General features: G+C 50.0%; 21 protein-coding genes. 10 read left to right on the forward strand and 11 right to left on the reverse strand.

Annotated elements, in window-relative coordinates:
* Nucleotides 1–3: 3 nt before the first annotated feature.
* From AB7038_RS08170 to AB7038_RS08180, 3 genes are all read left to right on the forward strand, one after another.
* On the forward strand, nucleotides 4–660 hold the full coding sequence (locus AB7038_RS08170) for a fumarylacetoacetate hydrolase family protein (RefSeq protein ID WP_004237515.1): 657 nt from the start codon (nucleotides 4–6) through the stop codon (nucleotides 658–660).
* A gap of 35 nt (nucleotides 661–695) precedes the next feature.
* Complete coding sequence (locus tag AB7038_RS08175; RefSeq protein WP_024473000.1) at nucleotides 696–1,142, forward strand: YcgN family cysteine cluster protein; 447 nt, start codon at nucleotides 696–698, stop codon at nucleotides 1,140–1,142.
* A 621-nt stretch (nucleotides 1,143–1,763) separates the two neighbouring features.
* A complete protein-coding gene (locus tag AB7038_RS08180; protein ID WP_369453084.1) occupies nucleotides 1,764–4,217 on the forward strand; it encodes an autotransporter outer membrane beta-barrel domain-containing protein in 2,454 nt (817 codons plus the stop codon).
* A 170-nt stretch (nucleotides 4,218–4,387) separates the two neighbouring features.
* Here AB7038_RS08180 and AB7038_RS08185 read toward each other — a convergent pair whose 3' ends face one another.
* From AB7038_RS08185 to AB7038_RS08205, 5 genes are read right to left on the reverse strand one after another with little or no spacing between them, the layout of a single operon-like run.
* Nucleotides 4,388–5,158 (reverse strand): class I SAM-dependent methyltransferase, encoded by a 771-nt coding sequence (locus AB7038_RS08185; RefSeq protein WP_368888405.1) that lies wholly within the window; start codon nucleotides 5,156–5,158, stop codon nucleotides 4,388–4,390.
* Between the two features lie 3 nt (nucleotides 5,159–5,161).
* Entirely contained in the window at nucleotides 5,162–5,509 is a 348-nt protein-coding gene (locus AB7038_RS08190) for a cupin domain-containing protein (protein ID WP_369453085.1), read from the reverse strand.
* Nucleotides 5,510–5,547: 38 nt separating this feature from the next.
* The gene (locus AB7038_RS08195; RefSeq protein ID WP_369453086.1) at nucleotides 5,548–6,288 is read right to left on the reverse strand and encodes an ABC transporter ATP-binding protein; all 741 of its coding nucleotides are present in this window, start codon (nucleotides 6,286–6,288) and stop codon (nucleotides 5,548–5,550) included.
* Entirely contained in the window at nucleotides 6,285–7,304 is a 1,020-nt protein-coding gene (locus tag AB7038_RS08200; protein WP_369453113.1) for a FecCD family ABC transporter permease, read from the reverse strand. Before AB7038_RS08200 ends, AB7038_RS08195 begins: the two co-directional genes overlap by 4 nt.
* Nucleotides 7,304–8,386 carry an ABC transporter substrate-binding protein gene (locus tag AB7038_RS08205; RefSeq protein WP_369453087.1) on the reverse strand — a complete coding sequence of 361 codons (1,083 nt, stop codon included), beginning with the start codon at nucleotides 8,384–8,386 and terminating at the stop codon, nucleotides 7,304–7,306. Before AB7038_RS08205 ends, AB7038_RS08200 begins: the two co-directional genes overlap by 1 nt.
* Before the next feature lie 96 nt (nucleotides 8,387–8,482).
* Between AB7038_RS08205 and AB7038_RS08210 the strand changes: the two genes are divergently transcribed.
* Entirely contained in the window at nucleotides 8,483–9,199 is a 717-nt protein-coding gene (locus tag AB7038_RS08210; protein WP_369453088.1) for a Crp/Fnr family transcriptional regulator, read from the forward strand.
* 56 nt (nucleotides 9,200–9,255) lie between these two features.
* On the opposite strand, the gene AB7038_RS08215 is transcribed toward AB7038_RS08210, so the two are convergent.
* Entirely contained in the window at nucleotides 9,256–11,283 is a 2,028-nt protein-coding gene (locus AB7038_RS08215) for a TonB-dependent receptor family protein (protein ID WP_369453089.1), read from the reverse strand.
* 109 nt (nucleotides 11,284–11,392) lie between these two features.
* Complete coding sequence (gene norR / locus AB7038_RS08220; protein ID WP_369453090.1) at nucleotides 11,393–12,916, reverse strand: nitric oxide reductase transcriptional regulator NorR; 1,524 nt, start codon at nucleotides 12,914–12,916, stop codon at nucleotides 11,393–11,395.
* 179 nt (nucleotides 12,917–13,095) lie between these two features.
* Here norR and norV point away from each other — a divergent pair, with 179 nt between their 5' ends.
* The 3 genes from norV to ytfE are packed head-to-tail and all read left to right on the forward strand — an operon-like array spanning nucleotide 13,096 to nucleotide 16,431.
* Nucleotides 13,096–14,598 (forward strand): anaerobic nitric oxide reductase flavorubredoxin, encoded by a 1,503-nt coding sequence (gene norV / locus AB7038_RS08225; RefSeq protein ID WP_369453091.1) that lies wholly within the window; start codon nucleotides 13,096–13,098, stop codon nucleotides 14,596–14,598.
* Nucleotides 14,595–15,731, forward strand: a complete 1,137-nt coding sequence (gene norW, locus AB7038_RS08230; protein ID WP_369453092.1) for an NADH:flavorubredoxin reductase NorW — start codon at nucleotides 14,595–14,597, stop codon at nucleotides 15,729–15,731. The genes norV and norW overlap by 4 nt, the downstream gene beginning before the upstream one ends.
* Nucleotides 15,732–15,768: 37 nt before the next feature.
* Complete coding sequence (gene ytfE, locus AB7038_RS08235; RefSeq protein WP_369453093.1) at nucleotides 15,769–16,431, forward strand: iron-sulfur cluster repair protein YtfE; 663 nt, start codon at nucleotides 15,769–15,771, stop codon at nucleotides 16,429–16,431.
* A 1-nt stretch (nucleotide 16,432) separates the two neighbouring features.
* On the opposite strand, the gene AB7038_RS08240 is transcribed toward ytfE, so the two are convergent.
* The 3 genes from AB7038_RS08240 to AB7038_RS08250 all read right to left on the reverse strand — a co-directional run bounded on the left by AB7038_RS08240 (nucleotide 16,433) and on the right by AB7038_RS08250 (nucleotide 18,869).
* Entirely contained in the window at nucleotides 16,433–16,702 is a 270-nt protein-coding gene (locus tag AB7038_RS08240) for a hypothetical protein (protein WP_368888397.1), read from the reverse strand.
* A gap of 278 nt (nucleotides 16,703–16,980) precedes the next feature.
* Nucleotides 16,981–17,301, reverse strand: coding sequence for a hypothetical protein (locus AB7038_RS08245; protein WP_368888396.1), 321 nt, complete (start codon nucleotides 17,299–17,301; stop codon nucleotides 16,981–16,983).
* A 566-nt stretch (nucleotides 17,302–17,867) separates the two neighbouring features.
* Nucleotides 17,868–18,869: a 2-hydroxyacid dehydrogenase gene (locus AB7038_RS08250; RefSeq protein WP_024473018.1), complete on the reverse strand. Its 1,002-nt coding sequence runs from the start codon at nucleotides 18,867–18,869 to the stop codon at nucleotides 17,868–17,870.
* A 155-nt stretch (nucleotides 18,870–19,024) separates the two neighbouring features.
* On the opposite strand from AB7038_RS08250, the gene AB7038_RS08255 reads away from it, so the two are divergent.
* From AB7038_RS08255 to AB7038_RS08265, 3 genes are read left to right on the forward strand one after another with little or no spacing between them, the layout of a single operon-like run.
* On the forward strand, nucleotides 19,025–21,634 hold the full coding sequence (locus tag AB7038_RS08255) for a YdbH family protein (RefSeq protein WP_368888395.1): 2,610 nt from the start codon (nucleotides 19,025–19,027) through the stop codon (nucleotides 21,632–21,634).
* A 17-nt stretch (nucleotides 21,635–21,651) separates the two neighbouring features.
* Nucleotides 21,652–21,843, forward strand: coding sequence for a YnbE family lipoprotein (locus AB7038_RS08260; RefSeq protein WP_004237534.1), 192 nt, complete (start codon nucleotides 21,652–21,654; stop codon nucleotides 21,841–21,843).
* 8 nt (nucleotides 21,844–21,851) lie between these two features.
* Nucleotides 21,852–22,190 (forward strand): YdbL family protein, encoded by a 339-nt coding sequence (locus AB7038_RS08265; RefSeq protein WP_368888394.1) that lies wholly within the window; start codon nucleotides 21,852–21,854, stop codon nucleotides 22,188–22,190.
* An 84-nt stretch (nucleotides 22,191–22,274) separates the two neighbouring features.
* Here AB7038_RS08265 and AB7038_RS08270 read toward each other — a convergent pair whose 3' ends face one another.
* Complete coding sequence (locus AB7038_RS08270) at nucleotides 22,275–22,880, reverse strand: FMN-dependent NADH-azoreductase (protein WP_368888393.1); 606 nt, start codon at nucleotides 22,878–22,880, stop codon at nucleotides 22,275–22,277.
* Nucleotides 22,881–22,921 lie beyond the last annotated feature (41 nt).

Raw genomic sequence — 22,921 nt, forward strand, 5'->3', positions numbered from 1 at the left:
ACTATGTATCAGCATCGTGACTGGCAGGGCGCTCTCCTGGATTTTCCGGTCGGGAAAGTGGTATGTGTGGGGCTGAATTATGCAAAGCATGTTGCGGAGATGAAATCACAGGCATCCGCAGAACCCCTTCTTTTTATTAAACCTGAAACGGCACTGTGCGATCTGCGCCAGCCGGTCGCCATTCCGAAAGAGTTCGGCGAAGTGCATCACGAAACCGAACTGGCGGTTCTGATCGGCGCTCCGCTGAAACAGGCCAATGAAGACCGCTGCGCCCGGGCGATTGCCGGTTTTGGTGTCGCGCTGGACTTAACACTGCGCGATGTGCAGATGAAATTAAAGGCGGCAGGGCAGCCGTGGGAAAAAAGTAAGGCATTTGACGGCTCTGCACCGGTGTCCGGGTTTATTCCGGTCAATGAATTCCCGGATCCGCAGAATGTCACCCTGAGCCTGACCGTTAATAATGAATTGCGCCAGCAGGGAAACACCCGCGAAATGCTGACGCCGGTGATACCGCTGATTAGCTATATGTCCCGCTATTTCACGCTGCGTCCGGGGGATATTATCCTGACCGGCACACCGGAAGGTGTCGGGCCGCTGGTATCGGGCGATATGCTGAAAATCTCTGTAAATGATCACATGCTGACCACGCGGATTATCTGAAACGGGTCAGCCACGAAGTAAAAGGAAAAAAGAACATGTCTCAACCATTCTGGACGGTGAAAACCCTCGATGAAATGAGTGACGAAGAGTGGGAATCACTGTGTGATGGCTGCGGACAATGCTGTTTGCAGAAACTGATGGACGCAGACACCGATGAAATCTATTTCACCGATGTGGCCTGCAACCAGCTGGATATTAAAAGCTGTCAGTGCCGTCATTATGAAGACCGTTTCCGCTATGAGCCGGACTGCATCAAACTGACGCGGGAAAACCTGCCGACATTTGACGCCTGGCTGCCGATGACCTGCGCTTACCGCTTGGTCATGGAAGGTAAACCGTTATTACCCTGGCACCCGCTAATCAGCGGATCCAAATCCCTGATGCACCAGAAAGGCATTACTGTCCGCCACATAGCCGTCACAGAAAGTGTGGTACAAAACTGGGAAGACCATATTCTGAATAAGCCTGAGGGCGGGTTTTAACAGATTGTTGACAATGTGGAACATGGATGAGGCATTTTGCGCTGACGTGTTCCATCTGTTCCGCAATAATATTCAGGTATTATATGCCTGTTATTATCGTATAGCAGGCGGGATATTGTTATGTTGCCTTCCTCTTTGGAGTACTTCTGTATAACCCAATTGAAAATTGCTCAACCGCATATCCGGCAGATCTGTATCTGGTTGCCGGTATGTATCTATTTAGTAAATCAGCCGTAATTTATCTGTCTGTAATATTTAATGGTATAGATATGATGAAACAATATAGTTAATTATCGATTTTCCTTGTTTCAAATAACCCAAGAATAGTTAATGAAATATAAGCCCAAAAAACTCAATAAAAGACTGCTCATAATAAACTAAAGGGAACGCATATCACACATAACGTAGTGGTTAATACATTTTATTCACAAGTCACAGATTTTTTATAAATAAATTTCAGAACTTTCTGTATATGCTAATTTTACTTTCAATTATGCTAATAGCAATATTAGCTATGTAATTGCAATTTTTTATTATTACTATGCGATAGAATTACAAAGGAATGGCATTGTTGTTATTTTGGGAGTGAAAAAGTTAAACATTCTATTTCAAGGTTAAATTATGAATACAAATAATATATTTGTACTTCTGCTTGCTATGCAGGCGGGGATGGCTTACGCCGATAAATACACACTCCCGGTCGATTTGACAACGATAAAACTGAAAGCTGGTGATATTGTTGAAGTAAAAGAGAACGGTTATGCGGTATCAGGATACAATATCCCATTGAATTTTCAGGGAGGAAATATAAACGTCAAATTAGATAACAGTAAATACAGTGGTACAGCCTACGGCATAAAATTAAGCGGAAAACAAAAGCACGACTTAGGTAATGGATCTGTTATCACAATGAGGTCGTTATCAGGCGGCAGTGGCCTTTATCTTGAGAACGGTGAGTTAAAGTCAGATAATCTCGAAGTTAATGCAGAATCTTTATCTGAAAAAGGAAGCGCGAATGGTATTTATGCTAAACGAGCTAATCTGAATCTGGGAAGTAACAGTAAAATCACTGTGAATAATCTCAAAAAAACCACCACGTCGTGGACTGATTCTACCGCAATTTTTCTGGACAATAGTTCTGTTTTAAATGCGAATAATATTGAATTAAATGCCAATGGTTCAACATCGGGTATTTTAATGCTGGATGGCTCACAAGCCAATTTAGGTGCGGGCTCAGTCATTAACACCGGCGTTATGGGAGTTGCACTTTTAGATGACAGTAATAATAAACTTGAAGCAAACGGCCTTATTGTAAATTTAAATGCTGTGCCTGGTTTTGATTCAGGTAAAAACTCTGACATCAGAGCAGGTATCTATGTTAATGACGGATATAGCAATAAAGCAGAATTAAAAAATACCAATATTAATAATAAAGGCGATGGAAGTTTTGGTGTACTCCTTCACGGTGGTACTCTTACAGCAGAAAATCTGTCCATCATATCGGAAGGTGAAAAAGCGTATGCTGTTCAGACAGATCTTCACAGTATTGCTAATATAAATGGACATACTGAAATACAGGGTGACATTGCTGCTTATCAATACAGTAAGATAAATCTGGTAACAAACAGGAATGAACAGAGTCAGACCGTTATTACAGGAAGTATCAGGGAAAATGGCAGAAGTCAGATTAACTGGAGTGGTACAGACTCGGTATGGAACGTGACCGGAAATTCCAACCTCGGCAACCTGTCACTGAGTAATAACAGCGTGGTCGATTTCACACATTCAACTGAATATAACAATGTTTCTGTCAAAAAACTGGATGGTGCCGCATTATGGAACTTCAAAGTTAACTTTGATAATAATACCAGTGATACTTTGCGCGTTTCCGGTACATCAAAAGGCGCACATCAGGTGGGATTGGTAAATGATGGCAGCATGAATACCAATGGCACCGAGACGAAAGATATTATCTTTACAACTGACGGAGTTGCTACTTTTACTGCTGTTCATGACTATGAATTCGGCGGATATTTATACACCGTACAACGTAAAGATAATGACCCCGACAGTACAATATGGGAAGTTGCTTCAGTCGGTAAAGTTCCGCCGGGAGATAAAATACCTCCGGAAGAAGATAAACCGTCAGAAGGGACAAAAACACCGGTAGCAAAAACCAGTGTTAATACCGTTGTCGGAAATTATTATTTAAACCTGGCTGAGCAGGAAAATTTACAGCGGAGAATGAGTTCATTACGGAATAATCCGGAGGGAAGTGGTCTTTGGGCCAGAACTTACCATGGTAAATTTGATTCATTCCAAAGTGGAAGTCTCGATAAATTTGATATGAATTACTCAGGCGTCCAGGTTGGTTTTGATCATATTCTTCAACCTGAAAGTGCGGACTACTGGATGCTCGGCGGTTCTCTGAATTATACTGATTCCTCTCAGGATTACAGTAACGGAGATGGTGATCAGAAAAGTTATTCTTTTGCCGGTTATGCAACATATTTAAGTGAAAGTGAATGGTATGCGGATTTTTACGGTAAATACTCATATTATGATAATAAATTAGATATGAGAGATACTGCGGGGATGCAGGTTAATGGTTCCGGAAATGGTTACTCCTTAACGGCATCAGCGGAACTGGGTAAACGTATTTATATCCTGAATCAAAAGGAAAAAACGTTTTATGTTGAACCAAATGCTCAGATGACACTGAGTCACATTAGCAGTAATGATATCAACAACAGCAACGGATTAAAGGTCAAATTTGATAACCAGTTATCAACGATTGGCCGTGTTGGTGTAAATACAGGATACAATATTCACAGTACCGCTCCGGTAACAGTATACGGGAAAATAAATATTGCTCATGAATTCAATGGTGAACAGGTATATTATCTGAATAATAGCAGGGAGCGTTTAATGCTGGCAGGTTCATGGGTTGAATATGGTGCCGGTGCGGATATTACTTTAGATAAACAGCATTTGTTATTTATTGAATATACAGGAAGCAATGGCTCTAAATTTAACCAGAATGATTTTAACCTGGGATATCGTTACTTATTTTGATGAAATATAACCCCCGGAAACATAATGTATTTCCGGGGCTGTTTTCACAGGACCCCGGACAACACTGATTCTCAGATAATGTGAATCTCTGAAGGTCTCATAATTTCTGCAAAACCACCGGACTTAACAAATCCGGTGGTTTTCACCTTCACGACATAACTCACTGCTTATTATTTTGTACTGACAATGGCAATATAGCGCAGGCGATCACGGTTCTGCCGGAAATGGCGGAACATCTGTAAAAACTGCGGGCGATTCTCTTTTTTCAGGGCGTTGCGGATGATTTTCAGCGTGCCGGAAAGTCCTTCGTCGTGCAGCATGCCTTTTGGTGTCATTAATGTCATCGCCCCCTCCGAGCGGATCACATCACGGAAACCCGCGTCACGAAACAGTGCCAGCCAGTCATCACTCAGCATCGGTTGTGCTTTGACATGAATGGCAGCCTGCATTTCCTGCGTGACACATTCATTTTCACGCCGCTCTGTCAGCGCGATATCGTGGGTCAGCAGACGGCCGCCGGGCTTCAGTACCCGGAAATATTCCTGTAACAGACGGGCTTTGGCTTTGTCCGCATACATGGTCAGCATGGCTTCGTTGATAACAACATCAAAATGATTATCCGGGAACGGCAGTTTTGAGGCATCCGCTTCCTGCACGGTGATAAGGTGCGATAACCCGTTAGTGAGGATATTTTTCCTCGCATTGGCAAGTGCCTGTTTATCCATATCAATGCCGGTAATATGACACTGAAAACGCTGGGCGATTTCAATGGCGGTGGTACCCATATTGCAGGCAATTTCCAGCACCCGGCTGTTGGTCTGCAATCCGCTGTGTGATAACAGCCATTCAGTGGCGGTGCGGCCCCCCGGGCGCAGGCGTTTTTTACCCAGACGCGCCAGAAATTTGTGTCCGGCTTCATGACCGGTATGTGTGCTTTCCATTATTCAATCCTGTTTGTTTTCCGGTTCACGTAACATCACCAGCAGCATTTTTGCCCGCTCCGGTGCGTCCACAGCATGAGGAATATTGGCCGGCATACGGACAATATCCCCGGGTTTTGCCGTCACCGGTTTTCCGGCAATGGTCAGGATCAGCGAACCTTCGGCAATCATCACAATGGCATCAAACGGGGCGCTGTGCTCAGAGAGCGCCTGGCCTTTATCAAAGGCAAACAGGGTGATATTGCCGCCGCTGTTTTTAGCGAGAACGCGGCTGGAAATACCTTGTTCGGTGTAGTTCACCAGATCGGCAATCACTAATGCTTCTGCCGGGGTAATCGTGTTATTGCTCATAATAAATATCCTTATGGTTAATCAGGTAATAAATGGGTTCAGCGGAACAGCGGGATCACGCCGCAGGTCTGCCGGTGCGGGGAGTTAACCGGCACGACAGAAACCGGAAGCTGATACAGCTTTCCCAGATTCTCTTCCGTCAGCAGTGCGGGTGTCTGACCAAACTGCGCCTGTGTGCCGTCAAACAGTAACAGTGAATAATCCGCAATATGCAGGGCATGCTGTGGATAATGGCTGGTAAAAAGGATTGTTTTACCGCGTTCGGCGGCCAGCATTTTCAGAACAGAGAGAACTATGTCCTGGTTAGCCAGATCCAGCGCGGAAGTGGGTTCATCCAGGATCAGAATGTCCGGTTCACCGGCCAGTGCGCGGGCAATCATCACCATTTGTTTTTCACCGCCGCTGAGAAGGTTAAATGCGGTGTCCGCAAACGGGGTTAATCCGAGGTCAGCCATTGCCTGTTCGGTGATGTCATGATCACGCCGCGACGGGGATGCATACCAGGGAAGATGGCGAACCCTGCCGAGACTGACCATGGTGCGGACAGAGTAATTGAACAGTGCGCCGCTGAGTTGCGGCACATAGGCTGCCGGTGCACTGAGCCGCACAGTGCCGGTTGCCCCTTTTTGCAGGCTGAGCAGCAGGCGCAGCAGAGTGGTTTTTCCGCGACCGTTCGGGCCGAGAATGGCGGCGATAGTGCCCGGCGGCTGGCGGAATGTCAGCCCGTCAAATAACGGACGTTTACCGGTGTGGTAACTGAGCTGATTAACACGGATCACAGGTCTGCCACCTTTTTATTCATGGAGTGAATGAGCAGGGCGAAAATCGGTGCCCCGATCAGCGCGGTGATGATACTCAGCGGGATCTCGGCACTGGTCATACTGCGCGCCAGGGTATCGACGGCGATCAGATAAATCGCACCGGTCAGGGCACTGGCGGGGAGCAGGGTGCGATGGTCATGTCCGCTGGTCAGTCGTGCGATATGCGGAATAATCAGTCCGACCCAGCCGATGGTGCCGGAAACGGCCACGGTGGCGCTGGTGATCAGCGTGACGCAGACCAGGATAGTCCAGCGGGTTACGGTGACGGGCAGCCCCAGCGCCTGTGCGTTTTCCTCGCCGAGGGACAGCACATTGATGCGGAAGCGGAGGGCAAAAATAATCCCGCCTGCAATGATGACAACCGGCAGTAACACGCTCACTTTCAGGTAGGTTGCGGTGGCAAAACTCCCCATCAGCCAGAACACGATGGTTTGCAGGGTATTGTTCGGATCCGCAAAATAGGTGATCAGCGAAATCAGGGCGGCAAAAAAAGCATTAATAATCACGCCTGCGAGGATCAGCATCAGAAGACTGCTGCCGTGCCTGTTCAGCCCCAGCAGAAAGACCAGTACAATGGCCAGCAGACCGCCGAGAAAAGCAAAACTGATAGTGATAAATAAAGAGGAGAAGAGCAGCAATGCCAGTGCGCCGCCCAGCGCCGCGCCGGATGAAACACCGATAATCTGCGGCCCCACCAGCGGGTTGCGGAAAATGCCCTGTAATGCGGCACCGGCAACTGCGAGCCCGGCACCGGCCAGTCCGGCGATCAGAATGCGCGGCAGACGGACATACAACACCACATTTTCAGCGGTGCGGCTGTATTCTGCAGACGGGCTGCGACCGGTCAGGGTATCCGCCAGGATTTGCTGAACCGTTGTCACAGAGACCGCATAGCGGCCGGCACACAGCGCAAGCACGATGGTCAGTAATAACAGTGCGGATAACAGGCACCACTGTAAATAAACCTTTCGCATCATGGCCGCCCCATCAGTGTCAGATAATCACGGCCTTCCCGGTTCAGTTCGAGCTGCAGAATGCGGTCTGTTTCCTCATCGCTGAGAGAATAGCCGTACAGTTGCAGATAGCGTTTGCGGATCTCTTCGCGCAGCGGAAATGCCGCACTTTCCGGATGAAAAATCTGAGCCAGCCACTGCCAGTAAAGCGGTGTTTCCTGATTAGGCGCATCCCAGATAAAACCGCCGATCGGCAGTTTATAGACCCGTTTATTCTTTACCGCCGTCACGTCACTGAGCATCGGGTTGTTATAAATATCCGCGGGTGCCAGTCCGGCCTCAAAATTGCCCAGCAGGATAATGTCCGGATCCCACACCAGAATCTGCTCGATATTCAGGGTACGCGGCCCGGTCAGGTCACGGTTGAGGCTGACACCTCCGGCAAGTGCAAAATCCGCATTGTTATGAGACGTGGATCCGAACGTCTGAATACTCTGTTTAAAATGAGAGAGATAGAGCACACGCGGTTGTTTGTCTTCCGGAATAGCAGCAACACTGTTTTCCAGCTGGTTGATCACCTGTTTGCGCCAGGCAATCAGCCCGTCCGTTTTGGTTTCTTTGCCGAGGGTTTTCCCCATCAGGGTTAACCACTCCTGTGTATAGGCCTCTTTGCCGTAATCCAGCGTGGCGACCGTCAGGCCGGCATTGCGCATCGGCGTAATAATGTCATCGCCCCGGTGTCCCCATTGCCAGACCAGATCCGGGTTAACCGAGAGCAGGGCTTCAATATTGGGGGCAAAATCATTCCCTACCACATCACTGCGTACAGAGAGGACATCCGGAAACATCACACTGAGCATACCGTCACGAGCGGCGACACCGGCGAAAGGATGCATCCCGGCGAGCCTTTTTCTGCTCTCGTCAACGCTGACCAGCATGGAGGCGGCAGGAATCGGGATCACCACAATCCGCTGTGCAGGTGCGGCCAGTTCAATATTCTGCTGTGACATATCGGTAAAATGCACGGCACCTTTTGCGGCATAAGCTGCTGTTGTGCAGGTAAAAAACAGTACCGGCAATAATGTAAATCTATTACTAATCATAAGGTTATTCGCCTTTTATTTTATGATTAAATTGATAATGCGATTGGTTATCATTTATAATTGCATTTATTCTGGCCGCACTGAGAGGAAAACCCTATGACATTTGTCAAAAAGACCCATGCCCACGCACAGCAAATGGCGATCCTCCGGTCGTGTCCGTTATTTCAGGCGGCAGAGGAGGATGATCTGGCGCTTGTACTGGCAGACAGCACACATCGTCAGTTTGCGGCGGGGGAATTGATCAGTCGTGAAGGGGAAACAGTAAAAGCCTGTCCGCTGATGATCAGCGGGCAGATTGATGTTTTCCGTCACACCTGGTCGGGTGAGGAAAAAGTATTTGGTATGTTTACTGCCGGTGAGCTGGTGGCGATCGCCGCTGTCTTTATGCCGCATAACCGTTTCCCGATGAGCCTGCGGGCGAAAACAGACAGCAGTGCGCTGATGCTGGATAAACAGGCGATTTTACGGCTGTGTCATGCCTGTCCGGCAATTATGGCGCAATTACTGGCGCGGTTCAGTCTGAAGCTGTATGAGAATATCAACCATATCGACTGGCTGACCTCCAGTTCCGCAGAGCAGCGGCTGGCGGCTTATCTGCTGGATCTGAAACGGTGTCAGCAATCGGATTGTGTGGTACTGCCGTTATCGCGCGGGCAGTTAGCCGCAAAACTGGGCGTCCGTTATGAAACCCTCAGCCGTCTGTTTTCCGGCTGGCGGCAGAAAGCGTTTATCGGGATTGATAAAGACGCGGTGCGGATCACCAATGAATCCTATCTGGCGGAACTGGCTATCCCGGCGCAGCGTCCGTTCTGAATAAATAAAAAAATCCCCGTCCGGTTTTCCGGCGGGGATTTCTTATATCAGTAAGATCAGAAATTATAGGTGATTCCGCCGTTGACACTGAATCCCATCCCCGGGAACAGGGTGCTGTCTTTGGCGGTGACTGAGCGGTTCGCCACAGAGGTGGTCGCATAGTGCTCGTTGGTCAGGTTATCCATCGACATATAGAGCGACCAGTTATCCGCCGGCTGATAAGTGCCTCTCAGCCCGAGAACTGCATAGTGTTTGCGCTTCTGAATATCGAGATGGTTTTCGTGATCGACGGCCATGTCGGTCGGTGCCCAGTGAATATTCGGGCCGAAACGCCAGTCACCGATTCGGTACAGCACTTCCGCAGAGACAATATTACGCGGAATGCCGGCGATATAATTGCCGTTATACTCACCGCCCATAAAGCGGAAATCATTCCACGTCCAGGCCAGTTTATATTCCACATCTCCCGGACCAGCCGGGATCACGCCGTTAATACCGGCTTCCAGCCCCTGATGGCGGGTTTTGGCGGCATAGTTAAAGACCCCGGTGATATTACCTTCTGAATCATAGGTTGTGATGTATTCATCCTTAATGAAACTGCGGTAGAGCGCCACATTCCATTTTAGTTGTTCAGTAAAATCACCATCGCCGCCGATTTCGAAAGTTACGCCTTTCTGCGGATCCAGTTTTGTCAGGCGGCCGTCTGAGGAGTTAATAATTTCATGGAAGGTCGCGGGCTCCTGACTGGCACTGACGTTAGCAAACCAGCGCTGATTATCCGCCGGATGCCAGATCACCCCGGCTTTGGGTGTCCAGAAGGTCCAGCTCTGATCCAGTGAAACGGAACTGTTGCGCTTTTCTGTATCCCGTCGTGCATGTGTGGCTTTGAGATCCAGATTCAGGGTCAGATCCGGTGTCAGATGAATACCGGCACCGGCAGAGGCATAAATATTGTCTGCGTTGCCGTCAAACTTACCGATCGGTGTTTTGTCCATCTTTGTGCCGCGCCGGTTTTGCATCAGATCGGTTTCCAGACTCATATGATCCGCCGCCAGCACTGCCCGCCAGGAGACCGGCTCGGTTTCCATCTGCCAGCCCAGTTGCATACCTTCACTGTGGCTCTGACTGAAACGGTAATAGGCCGGGGTAGTGAAATTATCATGAGTGCGGATATACCAGACACCGGCACTGATGCGCTGATTATCTATCTGCCAGTCCGAACGGTTGGCGGCACGGAACTGCTCCACATTGCGGTGCGGATCCCGCAGCCAGACCATCGGGTAAACCTCTGTCGGGTCACTGTCGAGTACCGCTTCGGAAACCGGTCCGGCGACATCAAAGCGCAGATCGGTCCAGTTGAGGGAAGTGCGGTTTTCAAAATTATCCGCGGTATAGCCAAAATTACCGCGCACGGTTTTGCGCTGTGATGAGGAGTGTTTGCGGTAGCCGTCGAAATGGTCATAAGTGAAATTGATGCGTCCGTCGAAGCGGCCGTCATCTGATACACCGCCGAATGCCGTCTGCAAACCTTCACGGCCGTAAGAACCGTATTCATAGCGCAGGCGTCCGCCTTCGTCACGGCCGGTATAGGAAATCAGATCCAGTTCTCCGCCCAGGCTGTTACTCTGCGGATTCAGGCTGTTGGCTCCGCGCCGGACACTGATCATCCGTGCATCCCGCATTTCCAGGGTGCTGATATGGAAACTGCCGTCCGCATCGGTGACCGGCAGCCCGTCCTGCATCAGCAGAATACCGCGTGCCAGCGGGGCACTCTGTACGCCGGAGCCGCGGATATTCAGCCGTGGCTGATCAATACCGCCGAAGAAATTCTGCACCAGCACACCGGGCTGATAATCCAGCGCATCATGCAGTGTCGCCAGCCGGGTATCTTTTTCAACCATAATCAGGTTGGTGCCGCCCGCGATATTCTCCAGTTTTTCTTTTTCCTGTGCGAGGCAGCTTTGCTTTGCGGCGGTGACAATAATGGTGTCCGGTGCTGGTTCCGCTGCCGCAGCGGAGACACCGGCAGTAAGTGAGAGCGCGAGGCAGTGTGTCAGCCTGCGGCGGGTGATTTTGTTCTGCATTATCCCTGACCTCATAAATGTAATGGTTATCATTTTCATTTGAGGTCATAACATAGTGCAGAAAATGCGGCTTACCCTATGACATTTGTCAAAAAGTCCCGTCCGGGGATTATTTCAGCCCCAGACGTTTTGCCAGCCGGTGCAGATTTCCGGCATCAATGCCGAGACGACGGGCCGCCGCAGCCCAGCTGCCGTCACTGCGGGTAAGGGCAGTGCGGATAAGCTCCGTCTGAAAGGCATCGGTGGCTGTGCGCAGATCCTGATCGGCCTCTGCGGGAGCGGATTCAGGGCTGACAACAGGTTCAGGAATTTCTTCCGGTGAGAAGTGATGAGGTTGCAACAGCAACTCTTCACTGTTGCCGGTAGCTCGCGCCAGCACAATGGCGCGGTGTACTGCATGTTCCAGCTCCCGTACATTACCCGGCCAGTGATAGTGCAGCAGCGCCAGGCGTAACGCAGGACTTATCACCACCTGTGGTAAACCAAACGTCTGGCGGTAGCGTTCGCAGAAATAGCCGGTCAGCAGCAGGATATCTTCATGGCGTTCCCGCAGCGGCGGTACCTGTAACGGGAAGATACTGAGCCGGTGGAACAGATCGGCCCGGAAGTGGCCTGCGGCAACTTCCGCCCGCAGATCCCGGTTGGTGGCAGCCAGCACGCGGACATTTACCCGCAGCGGCCTGTCATCCCCGATCCGCTGGATATCACCATACTGTAAGACCCGCAGCAGTTTGGCCTGTAACGCCGGTGACAGCTCACCGATCTCATCCAGAAACAGGGTACCGTTATCCGCCATTTCAAATTTCCCGCTGCGGTTGCTGATAGCACCGGTAAACGCGCCTTTGACATGCCCGAATAATTCACTTTCTGCCACGGATTCCGGCAGTGCCGCACAATTAAGATACACCAGGGGGTGATCCCGGCGGGCGGATAATTCGTGAATGGACTGCACCACCAACTCTTTACCGGTTCCGGTTTCGCCGCTGACCAGCACATTCATATCCGCACCGGCCACAATGGCTATCTCTTTCTTCAGCTGTATCATGCAGGGCGAAAGGCCGATAATATCAGTTTGTCCGCCGGATTGCCCTGCCGCCAGCCCGGCGGAAGCGCTGAAAGCCAGCTGCTGATTCTCGAGCTGACCGATAAGCAGGGCATTATTGAGTGCTCCGGCGGCCAGAGCAGCAATCAGGCGTAATTCCTCATCACTGAATGTATCAAACTGATCCGGTGCAAGGCTGTCGAGTGTCAGCGCGCCGATAAGGTTTTGCCCGGCAAACAGCGGCAGACCGGCGCAGGCGTGTACTTTCAGATGGATATGATCCGGGATCAGTCCGTCATAAGGATCAGGCAACTGACTGTCTGCGGGAAAACGGACGACATCCCCGGCACGGGCGATGGCTTCCAGCCTGGGATGCGCATCCAGCCGGAAGCGGCGGCCGAGAACATCCGGCGACAGCCCGTCAATCGCCAGCGGAATAAACTGATGTGATTCATAACGCAGCAGTGCGGCCGCATCACAATTCAGCACCCGGCGCAGCGTGGAGACCAGACGCTGAAAGCGATCCTGATGGCCTATATCCCGCTGTAAGGCAATGGCAATACCGGTAAGTACATCAACTGAAAATCCCATGCTGTCCTCCGCTGTCATTATGACAACACAATGTCATATTGACAGTTAATTGCATAGTCATTTTGACAGTCATTTTTCCCGTTAAAATTTAAATCCCTTATAAAACAACATAATAAAAGTTGGCACGCAAATTGATTATCTCTCTGTAACGAAGCATAAAAACAGAAGGTAACTATCAAATGGCTATTCATGTAAAAAATAATGTGCATTGGGTCGGGCAGCGTGACTGGGAAGTGCGCGATTTCCACGGAACAGAATACAAAACCCTGCTCGGCAGCAGCTATAACAGCTATCTGATCCGTGAGGGGAAAAATGTCCTGATTGATACGGTTGATCACAAATTCAGCCGTGAGTTTGTGCAGCATTTACAGGCACAAATCGACCTGAACGATATTGATTACATTGTAATTAACCATGCGGAAGAAGATCACGCCGGGGCGTTAACTGAACTGATGGCGGCGATCCCGGATACCCCGATCTATTGTACTGAAAATGCCATTGATTCCATTAACGGCCATCACCATCACCCGGAATGGCATTTTAATGTGGTGAAAACCGGGGACACCCTGGATATCGGCAACGGCAAGCAACTGATTTTTGTCGAAACCCCGATGCTGCACTGGCCGGACAGTATGATGACCTATCTGACCGGAGATGCCATTCTGTTCAGTAATGATGCCTTTGGTCAGCACTATTGTGACGAGCGGCTGTTTAATGATGAAGTGGATCAGACGGAGCTGTTTGAGCAGTGCCAGCGTTACTATGCCAACATTCTGACGCCGTTCAGCCGTCTGGTGACCCCGAAAATTACTGAAATCCTCGGGTTCGGACTGCCGGTGGATATGATCGCGACTTCACACGGCGTGGTCTGGCGCGATAATCCGACTCAAATCGTGGAGTGGTATCTGAAATGGGCGGCGGATTATCAGGAAGATCGTATCACTATTTTCTACGACACCATGTCGAACAACACCCGCATGATGGCCGATGCAATCGCACAGGGGATTAATGAAGCGGACCCGGATGTGGCGGTGAAAATCTTTAACGTCGCCCGCAGCGATAAGAATGACATCATCACCAGTGTGTTCCGCTCGAAAGGGGCGCTGGTGGGCTCATCCACCATGAATAATGTCATGATGCCGAAAATTGCCGGCATGCTGGAGGAATTAACCGGCCTGCGGTTCCGCAATAAAAAAGCAGCTGCTTTCGGCAGTTATGGCTGGAATGGCGGCGCGGTTGACCGTGTGCAGACCCGGCTGATGGATGCCGGTTTTGAAACCACCATGTCACTGAAAGCAAAATGGCGGCCTGATCTGAATACACTGGAAGAGTGTCGTCAATACGGACGTGACCTGGCGCGTCAGTGGGCGACCGGGGTATTACCGGCGGTCAGCAGACCGCCAAAAGCGATCACGCCGCAACCGGTGACCGCCCCTGCAGCCGCGGTCAATGATACCGAAGAAGCAAAATTACGTGACAGCGTCACGAATATATCATCTCAGGATTTGGGGCCGTGTATGCAATGCGGTGTGTGTCAGTGGGTTTATGATCCGGAAAAAGGTGAGCCAATGCAGGGGGTGGAACCGGGCACACCGTGGTCCTGCGTACCGGATAATTTCCTGTGCCCGGAATGCTCTCTCGGTAAAGATGTATTTGATGCCCTGGCGACGGAGGCCGCATGAGCGCAGGCATTGTAATTATCGGCGGGGGCTTTGCTGCCCGCCAGCTGGTAAAAAATATCCGCAAAACTGATACACAGGTGCCGCTGACGGTGATTGCGGCAGACAGTATCGATGAATATAACAAACCGGATTTAAGCCATGTGATAAGCCTGAATCAGCGTGCCGCTGATCTTATCCGGCAGTCAGCACAGGAATTTGCACAGCAATATAATGTGGCGTTGTTCCCGCATACCCGGATCAGCAGCATTGATGCACAACAGCATCTTATCCGCAGTGATCAGCAGCAATGGCACTATGACAAGCTGGTACTGGCGACCGGCGCAACACCGTGCCGTCCGCCGGTGCCCGGCAATGAACTGATGCTGACACTCAACAGCCGCGAGGATTTTCAGCAGCACGAAACACAGCTGCGTAATGCACAGCGGGTACTGATCCTTGGCAGCGGCCTTATCGGCACAGAACTGGCAATGGATTTCTGCCGGGCTGGTAAAATCGTTACCCTGGCGGATATGGCCGCCAGTATTTTATCGTCACTGATGCCTGCTGAACTCAGCAGTCGACTGCGGCATAACCTGTCGTCATCCGGGGTGCGGGTGCTGACCGGCACACAGTTGCAGTCACTGATAAAAACAGAAGACGGCATCGAAGCCCGCTTTGATCGTGATTGTGTGACCCGGGCGGATGCAGTGATTGCCGCCACCGGCCTGAAACCGGATACCTCGCTGGCTGAGCTGGCCGGTCTGACTGTCCGGCGCGGTATTGTGACAGACAGATCATTACAGACATCCGATCCGGATATTTATGCTCTCGGCGATTGTGCGGAAATTGACGGCAAAGTGATGCAGTATCTGCAGCCGATTATGCTCAGCGCAGTTTGTCTGGCAAAAAATCTGACCGGCGGAGAGGGAAAACTGACACTGCCGCCGATGCTTATCCGGGTGAAAACACCGGATCTGCCGGTACAGCTCGCCGGTGATTTTCATCATCCGGATTTACAGTGGAGCATTGATATCAGCCGCAGCGGTATGACGGCCAAAGGCCATGACAGCGCCGGAAATCTGCATGCTTTTGCGGTAACGGAAGACAAACTCAGTGATGCTTTTACGCTGCTGCGTCAGCTGCCGCAGCACTGATTATCACGGTTTACGACTGAATTCTGAGGTAACAAAAATGACATTACGTGAAAAAACCCTGGGTGAACTGGCGCTGTCTGTGAATGGCGCATCGGCACTTTTCCGCCGTTATGATCTGGATTTCTGCTGCGGCGGAAAACGGACGCTGGCAAAAGCGGCAGAGAAAAAATCCCTGAATATCGATGAAATTGAACAGGCATTACTCGCCCTGAAAGATGAGGCTCCGGCGCAGGACTGGCGGAAAGCCCCGCTGGGTGACATTATCGCTTTTATTATTACCCGTTATCATGATCGCCACCGCGCACAGTTGCCGGAGCTGATTTTACAGGCGGAAAAAGTGGAGCGGGTACATGCCGCCAAAGCCAGCGTACCGAAAGGGCTGACCCGGCAGCTGACTGCACTGCATGAAGAACTGACCTCACATATGATGAAAGAGGAACAGATGCTGTTTCCGATGATCTGCAACGGCATGGGGCCACAGGCAGCGGGGCCGGTACAGGTTATGGAAGCAGAGCATGATGATGCGGGGGATATTGTGGAGGTGATTAAATTTATCACCAATAATGTCACACCACCGGAAGAAGCCTGTACAACCTGGCGGGTGCTGTATAACGGTATCAATACCTTTATTGATGATTTAATGGAACACATCAGCCTGGAGAATAACTTACTGTTCCCGCGCGCCCTGGCCGGAGAATAGTTCAGCTGCTGATATCATGACGGAACAGCGGGATATATTGCCCGCCTTGCTGTTCCGTCTGCTGCTTTTCTTCCTCACTCCAGCCGTAGTTGATGGCATGGCTGACCGCTCCGGAGTCCCGGGTGGTGATAATCAGTGAGGCTGCCGGTGTTGCAGTGTATGCGGAGAGTGCCCGGACAAGTATATTCAGTTCATCACGGGTAAAAGTAACCTGTGATACAGATGTGGTGGTTTGCAAACGCGCCAGTAACATTATCAGAGAATGATCCATTCGTGCGGTGTCCTTTTTACCGGTATCATTAATATCACTTAATTTACATGTGACATTATCATATGACAGATAAGAGCGCTACCGGCTGAATCTGATAGTGGTAACGGTGAGAGCGGGAATAAAATTCTTCTTTATCACAAATAAAAAATCAAACACCCGGGGGTGTTTGATTTAAATGAGGTATATTGCGTATTGTTTTTTATAATACGGAATAAATGTTATTTTTGATAAGCACGCTATTTGGTTTTATATTTGCTGTGTGGTATATCTTTGCCGAATCAGCGATAGCTTACGGTGACAATATGTTTTTCTGAATCAGATGAAACCGGAGTGATATTTACTTCTCCAATATTATCCGGTATTAATGTGCCGTTAAGTTTATTGTCCGCCTGAACACTGCTGTTATATTTTGCAGTTTCACCGGAACGGTAACATTCGGCATTGACGTTATTACCGGATACCTTATAGGTGCAGGGTGCTTCTGTCAGTGACCCGTAGAAATTGATGACGCCGCCTTGCTGGCCCTGTAATGATGCGCTCTGTGCAACAAAAGATAATGCAATACCTGCAACTAAAACTAAACGGTTTAACATAGACATATTTTTTACTCTCTGTATTCGATATTAACTGAAAGTATCCCGTTTTAATATTATGAGAAAAGAATCAGTTAATAACATCACGAATGATAGTTAACGGTTAATGATAATATATGATCGCTACGTCTTACTTTATAGTTTGAATATTACATCAGTATTATTAAACAGAATCATAACAAATAGCCTGTCTCAACAAAAACAAGGATTGTTATTTTCGTTCTTTTTATTTAAGATTTGTTTATTAAGTGTGGTTTATAATGCGGGCATTAAAAAAACACTTTACTCAATATCTATATCCTGTCCGCCCCGTTACGGGGCTTTTTTTTATCCGGAATACATTCACATTTAAATCTGACCAATATAAGCGGGAATGTCAGTTGCTTTAATTGTTGAGAAAATCTCATCAGACAACGGAGCGAATATTAGCATCAAAAATCGGGATGGGCAAAATTAAGAATAAACTTAATGACATCACCTAAGTTTATGTTTGTTGGCTTTTTTATGACCAGAATCCCGGGGGGCAGGATCAAATCCCCGGGATTAAATTGTAATGTTCTGTGTAGTAGTCACTAATTTTGTAACACAATGTTGCAGGATGTTTCGCCGTTATAGAGCTTAGTGATGTTTTCCAGCGTGGTTTCGCTGATACTCAACAGCGCTTCTTCTGTCAGAAACGCCTGATGGCCGGTAAACAGTACGTTATGGCAGGAGGAAAGGCGGCGGAACACATCATCCTGAATCACATCATTCGATTTATCTTCAAAGAATAAATCCCGTTCATTTTCATACACATCCATACCCAGAGCACCAATTTTCTGCTGTTTGAGGGCATTAATGGCGGCAGCAGAATCAATTAATGCACCGCGGCTGGTGTTGATAATCATCACGCCGTCTTTCATTTTGGCAAAAGCGGTTTCATTCAGCAGATGGTGGTTTTCCGGTGTCAGCGGACAGTGAAGTGAAATCACATCTGACTGCGCAAACAGCGTGTTCAGATCGACATATTCCGCACCCAGATCCAGTGCTGTCTGGTTAGGATAAGGATCAGACACCAGCAGGCGCATCCCGAATCCCTTTAATATCCGCAGTACGGCCAGGCCGATTTTGCCTGTCCCGACAACCCCGGCTGTGCGGTTATGCATATTAAACCCGGTCAGACCCTCCAGAGAAAAGTTGGCATCGCGGGTGCGCTGGTAAGCACGGTGAATCCGGCGGTTCAGGCTCAGCATCATGCCGACGGCATGCTCAGCCACAGCTTCCGGAGAATAGGCCGGAACACGGACAACCTGAATACCCAGCTCTTCAGCGGCGGCTAAATCCACGTTATTAAAACCCGCACAGCGCAGTGCGAGGATTCTGATATTGAGATCCGCCAGTTCCTGCAATACTTCCCGGTTCGCATCATCATTCACAAAGATACAGACAGCATCGGCACCCACGGCATTTTTTGCGGTTTGTTGTGTCAGCGGGAAATCAAAATATTCGATATCATACTGAAAGCGCGGATCCTGATTAATCAAATCCATATGTTTGCTGTCGTAATGTTTGGTACTGTAACTGACGATTTTCATCGGGGTTCCTCCGCTAAAAAATAAATCGCTACACTAAACCGGATAGCCCTGACAAAATAGGGTAGTCCTGTGTTCAGAAATGATTGAAATCTGCTGTCTACAGTATAACGCTTAGTTGATGTATCTGTAACCGGGGAACTGCACCTCTGAGGTCTATGAAAAAATTACTGAAAGTGCTGGTGGTACTGTTTGTTCTGCTGATGATTATCCTCCCGGCGGCCTGGCTGACAATTCCGCGCTGGCTGCCTGCCGTGGTGAAATCCTCTCTGCCGGATGGCGTTACGCTGTCACTTTCTCAGCCAAAAATCCGTGCGGGTGGCCTCTATATAGAGGGGGTGACTCTCCGCAGTAATGAATGTCAGCTGGCGGGCGGGGAAAAGCTGTCACTTCACTATCAGCGCGGTGGCCACTGGATTATTGATGCCGGTTCACTGACCGGTGATGCGGATTGCCTGCAGAAATTACCTTCCGGCTCTGAAGAAACAGACACAACACCGGTTGATATCGGATCGTTGTTATCGCAGCTGCCGCCGGTGACGCTGACTGCTGATAATGTTATTCCCGCGCCCTGGCAGATGTATCAGGGAAAACTGAGCCTGACAACCGCACCCGGCCGGGGACAGAGGCTGAGTTATCAGGGAGAGAATATTCAGGCGGAACTGGCGGTTGATCCGGCGCTGAACCTGACTCTGTCGCAACTGGATGCCACTATCGGTGATGAAAAATTTGCGCTCAGCGGCGCACTGACACTGCCGCTGAATACAGCAGAGCTGCCGGACAAAGGCAGATTACAGGCTGAAATCACAACCACATACCGGCCTCAGCCGCTGATGGCTGCCTTTGACTGGCAGGGGCGGCAGGGCGTTCTGACCCTGAGTGAAACCGATCCGCAGACCGTGCTGCTGAATATCCCCTGGGAAGCCACGGCGGAAAGCATTCTGATTAAAAACGGGGAATGGCGCTGGGATGAATGGGAACAGCCCCTGCGGGGAACTATCCGCGCGGAACTGAAAAACTGGCTCTCCTCACCGGCGGATATGCTTGCGGGCGCACGGATCTCCGTGACCACGCAGGGTGTGCGCGGTAAAGGCACTGTGGTATTGCAGTTACCGGAAACACCCCTGCCGCTGACTGAATTTGATATTCCTTTTGAGCTGGCCGGACAGGTTAATCACAATGATATGTGGGCAGCCGGGCGGGTACCGGCGGTACTGACCGGCACGTTTGCCGATCCGGTGATCCGGTTACGCTCAGGGGCACTGGTACGGGCACGCGGGCAGCTCAGTCCGGATTTTCTGGTGGAAGAACTGCGTCTGCCGCTGGCGGGAACCTCGCTGTCACAGCAGGGAATTTCCGGGCCGCTGGATGCCATTGTGACAGTGAATAATCCGGAGCTGGGGCGTTACCGTTTTCAGATGAAAGGCCAGGCGCGGGAATTCGTGCCGGATAATGGCCGCTGGTACTGGCAAATCTGGGGAAAAGGCCGGATGAAGCCGCTGAATGCAGACTGGACATTCTCCGGTGCCGGTTCCTGGCTGGATGAGGAAATCCGTATCCGCAAACTGAACACCGGATTCAACGGTATCCGCTACGGCATGATGTCGATGGATGCCCCGGCGCTGACACTGTTATCTCCGCTGATCTGGAGCCGGGTTGACGGGCAGGAAAAACTGTCCGGTAAAATGCTGCTGACCACCCGGAAAATCCGGCTGGATAACAGCTATCTGCCGTCCGCGACCTTTGATATGACGCTGGATGGCCGTGATCCGCGTGATTTTTCTGTTAAAGGCACACTGTCAGCCGGAAAAAATATCGGACCGATACATTACTGGAGCCGCTGGGACGGCGTTCGTCTGCGTGGTGAGGCGCGCTGGCCGGAGCAGGATATGCGGGCATTTCAGACGCTGATCCCGGCCGATCTGGGGATCACACTGCGTAACGGCGTTTTCTATGCCCAGGCAGCGTATTCCGCTGCTCCGGGACAGGGATTTGTCGCCGGCGGGCACTGGGTGGTCAAACAGGCGGGCATGTGGCTGAAAGACGGCGAAGTGAGCGGCGTGGATTTTGTGCTGCCGTGGCGGCTAGCGGGCAGCCGCTGGCAGCTCGGCAGTAAAACGCCTGTGATGCTGCGGATTGCGCGGGTTGAGAATCTGTTTGAAGTGACGGATATTAAAGCCGATTTGCAGGGCTATTACCCGTATGATGATGCCTATCCGCTGGAACTGTCCGGTGTCAGTCTGGATATTCTGGGCGGCCAGGTCACCATGCCGTCACTGACCCTTCCGCAGAAAACCGCAGCAGTGATAAAACTGGATAAACTGAATACCGGCCCGCTGATCAATACGCTGAAGGTGACACAGTTTGCCCTTGAAGGCAGTATCAGCGGGGAGTTGCCGTTTTATATTGATAATCCGCAGTGGATTGTGCATAACGGTTGGGTGGAAAACGACGAACCGCTGACCCTCAATCTGGATAATCAGTTTGTTGAATCGGTCAGTGAAAATAATATTTCAGCGGGTACGGCGATTAACTGGCTGGATTATCTGGTGATGAAGCGGGTGCGGACGGATGTCAATCTGACCAACCTGGGGGTCCTGACGATGTCATCAGTGGTTTCCGGTTATAATCCGGTACTGGATGCACGGCGGGCGGTAAACCTGAATTACCGGCATGAGGAAAATGTGTTTCAGTTATGGCGCAGTCTGCGTTTTGGCAGCAACCTGGAAGCCTGGCTGGAAAAGAGTATTTCACAGAATCAGGAGTAACCTCCGACGGAGTCAGAATGAAAAAATGGATAGCAGGTGCGGTATTACCGCTGATGATTATCGCGCTTAACGGGTGTCTGCGGGTGGAAGTGGCCACACCGGATAAACCCATTGATATCAATATGAATGTCAAAATTGAACATGAAATCAATGTCAAAATTGACCGCCAGGTTGAAGATTTGCTGAAAAATAACTCAGCGATATTTTGAGGTGAATAATGCGTAAATTCATTAACAGCGGGCTGGCCGCGCTGACATTACTGATCAGTACATCTGCGTTTGCCCTGACCCTGGATGAGGCCAAACAGCAGGGGCTGGTGGGCGAAACCTTCAGTGGTTATATCGCAGCGGTGGATAAAGCATCGTCACGGCAGGATGTCAGCGGTCTGGTGAAAGAGATTAATACGGCGCGGACACAAAAATACAGCGAACTGGCACAAACCAACCGGATGAAAGCGGATGAGGTGGCTAAAATCGCCGGACAGAAACTGGTGACCCGTGCGCCGCAGGGAGAATATGTGCTCGGTATCAACGGCAAATGGCTGAAGAAAGAGTAACGGATGTAAAAAAAGCGCCGGATGACCCGGCGCGGAACAAGGATGATTAATGATGATACTGCTTGTTTTTGTGTTGTTATCCGGTTATGCGGAAAGCGCTTCAACGCACTGACGGGCATTCTGCTGTGCTTTTTCAGCAAAATCCTCACCCATCGAGACACCTTCGGCATAAATAAACTCAATATCGCTGATCCCGATAAAACCCAGGAACTGTGTCATAAACGGCACAATCAGATCAGATGTCTGATCGCGGTGGAAACCGCCGCGTGCGGTCAGAACAATCGCACGTTTTCCCGTCACCAGCCCTTCGGCACCTTTTTCGGTATAGCGGAAGGTCTTACCGGCAGCTGCAATGAAATCCAGATAGGTTTTCAGCTGTGTCGGTATGGTGAAGTTATACATTGGTGCGGTGAATACGATAACGTCGTGTGCAAAAAGCTCATCAATCAGTTCAGTCTGTAATGCATTTGCGGACTGCTGACGCTGTGTTAAGGTTCCGCCTGCGGACGCATGCATACCGGAAACAATTTCGTTATCCAGAACCGGTACCGGGTCAGCACTCAGGTCGCGGACAGTGATCGCATCATCTGCATGATTTTTCCGCCATTGTCCGATAAAATAATCCGCCATTTTGTTGGTGTGTGAGTAGTCCGCAAGAATACTGGATTTCAGAACGAGAATTTTTTGCATAGTAACCTTGTTATTGTGATTCAGCTTATTTATTACGTAAT

Origin of the sequence: Morganella morganii (assembly GCF_041099235.1) — a bacterium.
Taxonomy (GTDB): Bacteria; Pseudomonadota; Gammaproteobacteria; order Enterobacterales; family Enterobacteriaceae; genus Morganella; species Morganella morganii_E.

Bases quoted from the DNA above. Each gene is read 5' to 3' on its own strand.
- AB7038_RS08170 (WP_004237515.1), top strand. From the start codon at position 4: ATGTATCAGCATCGTGACTGGCAGGGCGCTCTCCTGGATTTTCCGGTC.
- AB7038_RS08175 (WP_024473000.1), top strand. From the start codon at position 696: ATGTCTCAACCATTCTGGACGGTGAAAACCCTCGATGAAATGAGTGAC.
- AB7038_RS08180 (WP_369453084.1), top strand. From the start codon at position 1,764: ATGAATACAAATAATATATTTGTACTTCTGCTTGCTATGCAGGCGGGG.
- AB7038_RS08185 (WP_368888405.1), bottom strand. From the start codon at position 5,158: ATGGAAAGCACACATACCGGTCATGAAGCCGGACACAAATTTCTGGCG.
- AB7038_RS08190 (WP_369453085.1), bottom strand. From the start codon at position 5,509: ATGAGCAATAACACGATTACCCCGGCAGAAGCATTAGTGATTGCCGAT.
- AB7038_RS08200 (WP_369453113.1), bottom strand. From the start codon at position 7,304: ATGCGAAAGGTTTATTTACAGTGGTGCCTGTTATCCGCACTGTTATTA.
- AB7038_RS08205 (WP_369453087.1), bottom strand. From the start codon at position 8,386: ATGATTAGTAATAGATTTACATTATTGCCGGTACTGTTTTTTACCTGC.
- AB7038_RS08210 (WP_369453088.1), top strand. From the start codon at position 8,483: ATGACATTTGTCAAAAAGACCCATGCCCACGCACAGCAAATGGCGATC.
- AB7038_RS08215 (WP_369453089.1), bottom strand. From the start codon at position 11,283: ATGCAGAACAAAATCACCCGCCGCAGGCTGACACACTGCCTCGCGCTC.
- norR (WP_369453090.1), bottom strand. From the start codon at position 12,916: ATGGGATTTTCAGTTGATGTACTTACCGGTATTGCCATTGCCTTACAG.
- norV (WP_369453091.1), top strand. From the start codon at position 13,096: ATGGCTATTCATGTAAAAAATAATGTGCATTGGGTCGGGCAGCGTGAC.
- norW (WP_369453092.1), top strand. From the start codon at position 14,595: ATGAGCGCAGGCATTGTAATTATCGGCGGGGGCTTTGCTGCCCGCCAG.
- ytfE (WP_369453093.1), top strand. From the start codon at position 15,769: ATGACATTACGTGAAAAAACCCTGGGTGAACTGGCGCTGTCTGTGAAT.
- AB7038_RS08240 (WP_368888397.1), bottom strand. From the start codon at position 16,702: ATGGATCATTCTCTGATAATGTTACTGGCGCGTTTGCAAACCACCACA.
- AB7038_RS08245 (WP_368888396.1), bottom strand. From the start codon at position 17,301: ATGTCTATGTTAAACCGTTTAGTTTTAGTTGCAGGTATTGCATTATCT.
- AB7038_RS08250 (WP_024473018.1), bottom strand. From the start codon at position 18,869: ATGAAAATCGTCAGTTACAGTACCAAACATTACGACAGCAAACATATG.
- AB7038_RS08255 (WP_368888395.1), top strand. From the start codon at position 19,025: ATGAAAAAATTACTGAAAGTGCTGGTGGTACTGTTTGTTCTGCTGATG.
- AB7038_RS08260 (WP_004237534.1), top strand. From the start codon at position 21,652: ATGAAAAAATGGATAGCAGGTGCGGTATTACCGCTGATGATTATCGCG.
- AB7038_RS08265 (WP_368888394.1), top strand. From the start codon at position 21,852: ATGCGTAAATTCATTAACAGCGGGCTGGCCGCGCTGACATTACTGATC.
- AB7038_RS08270 (WP_368888393.1), bottom strand. From the start codon at position 22,880: ATGCAAAAAATTCTCGTTCTGAAATCCAGTATTCTTGCGGACTACTCA.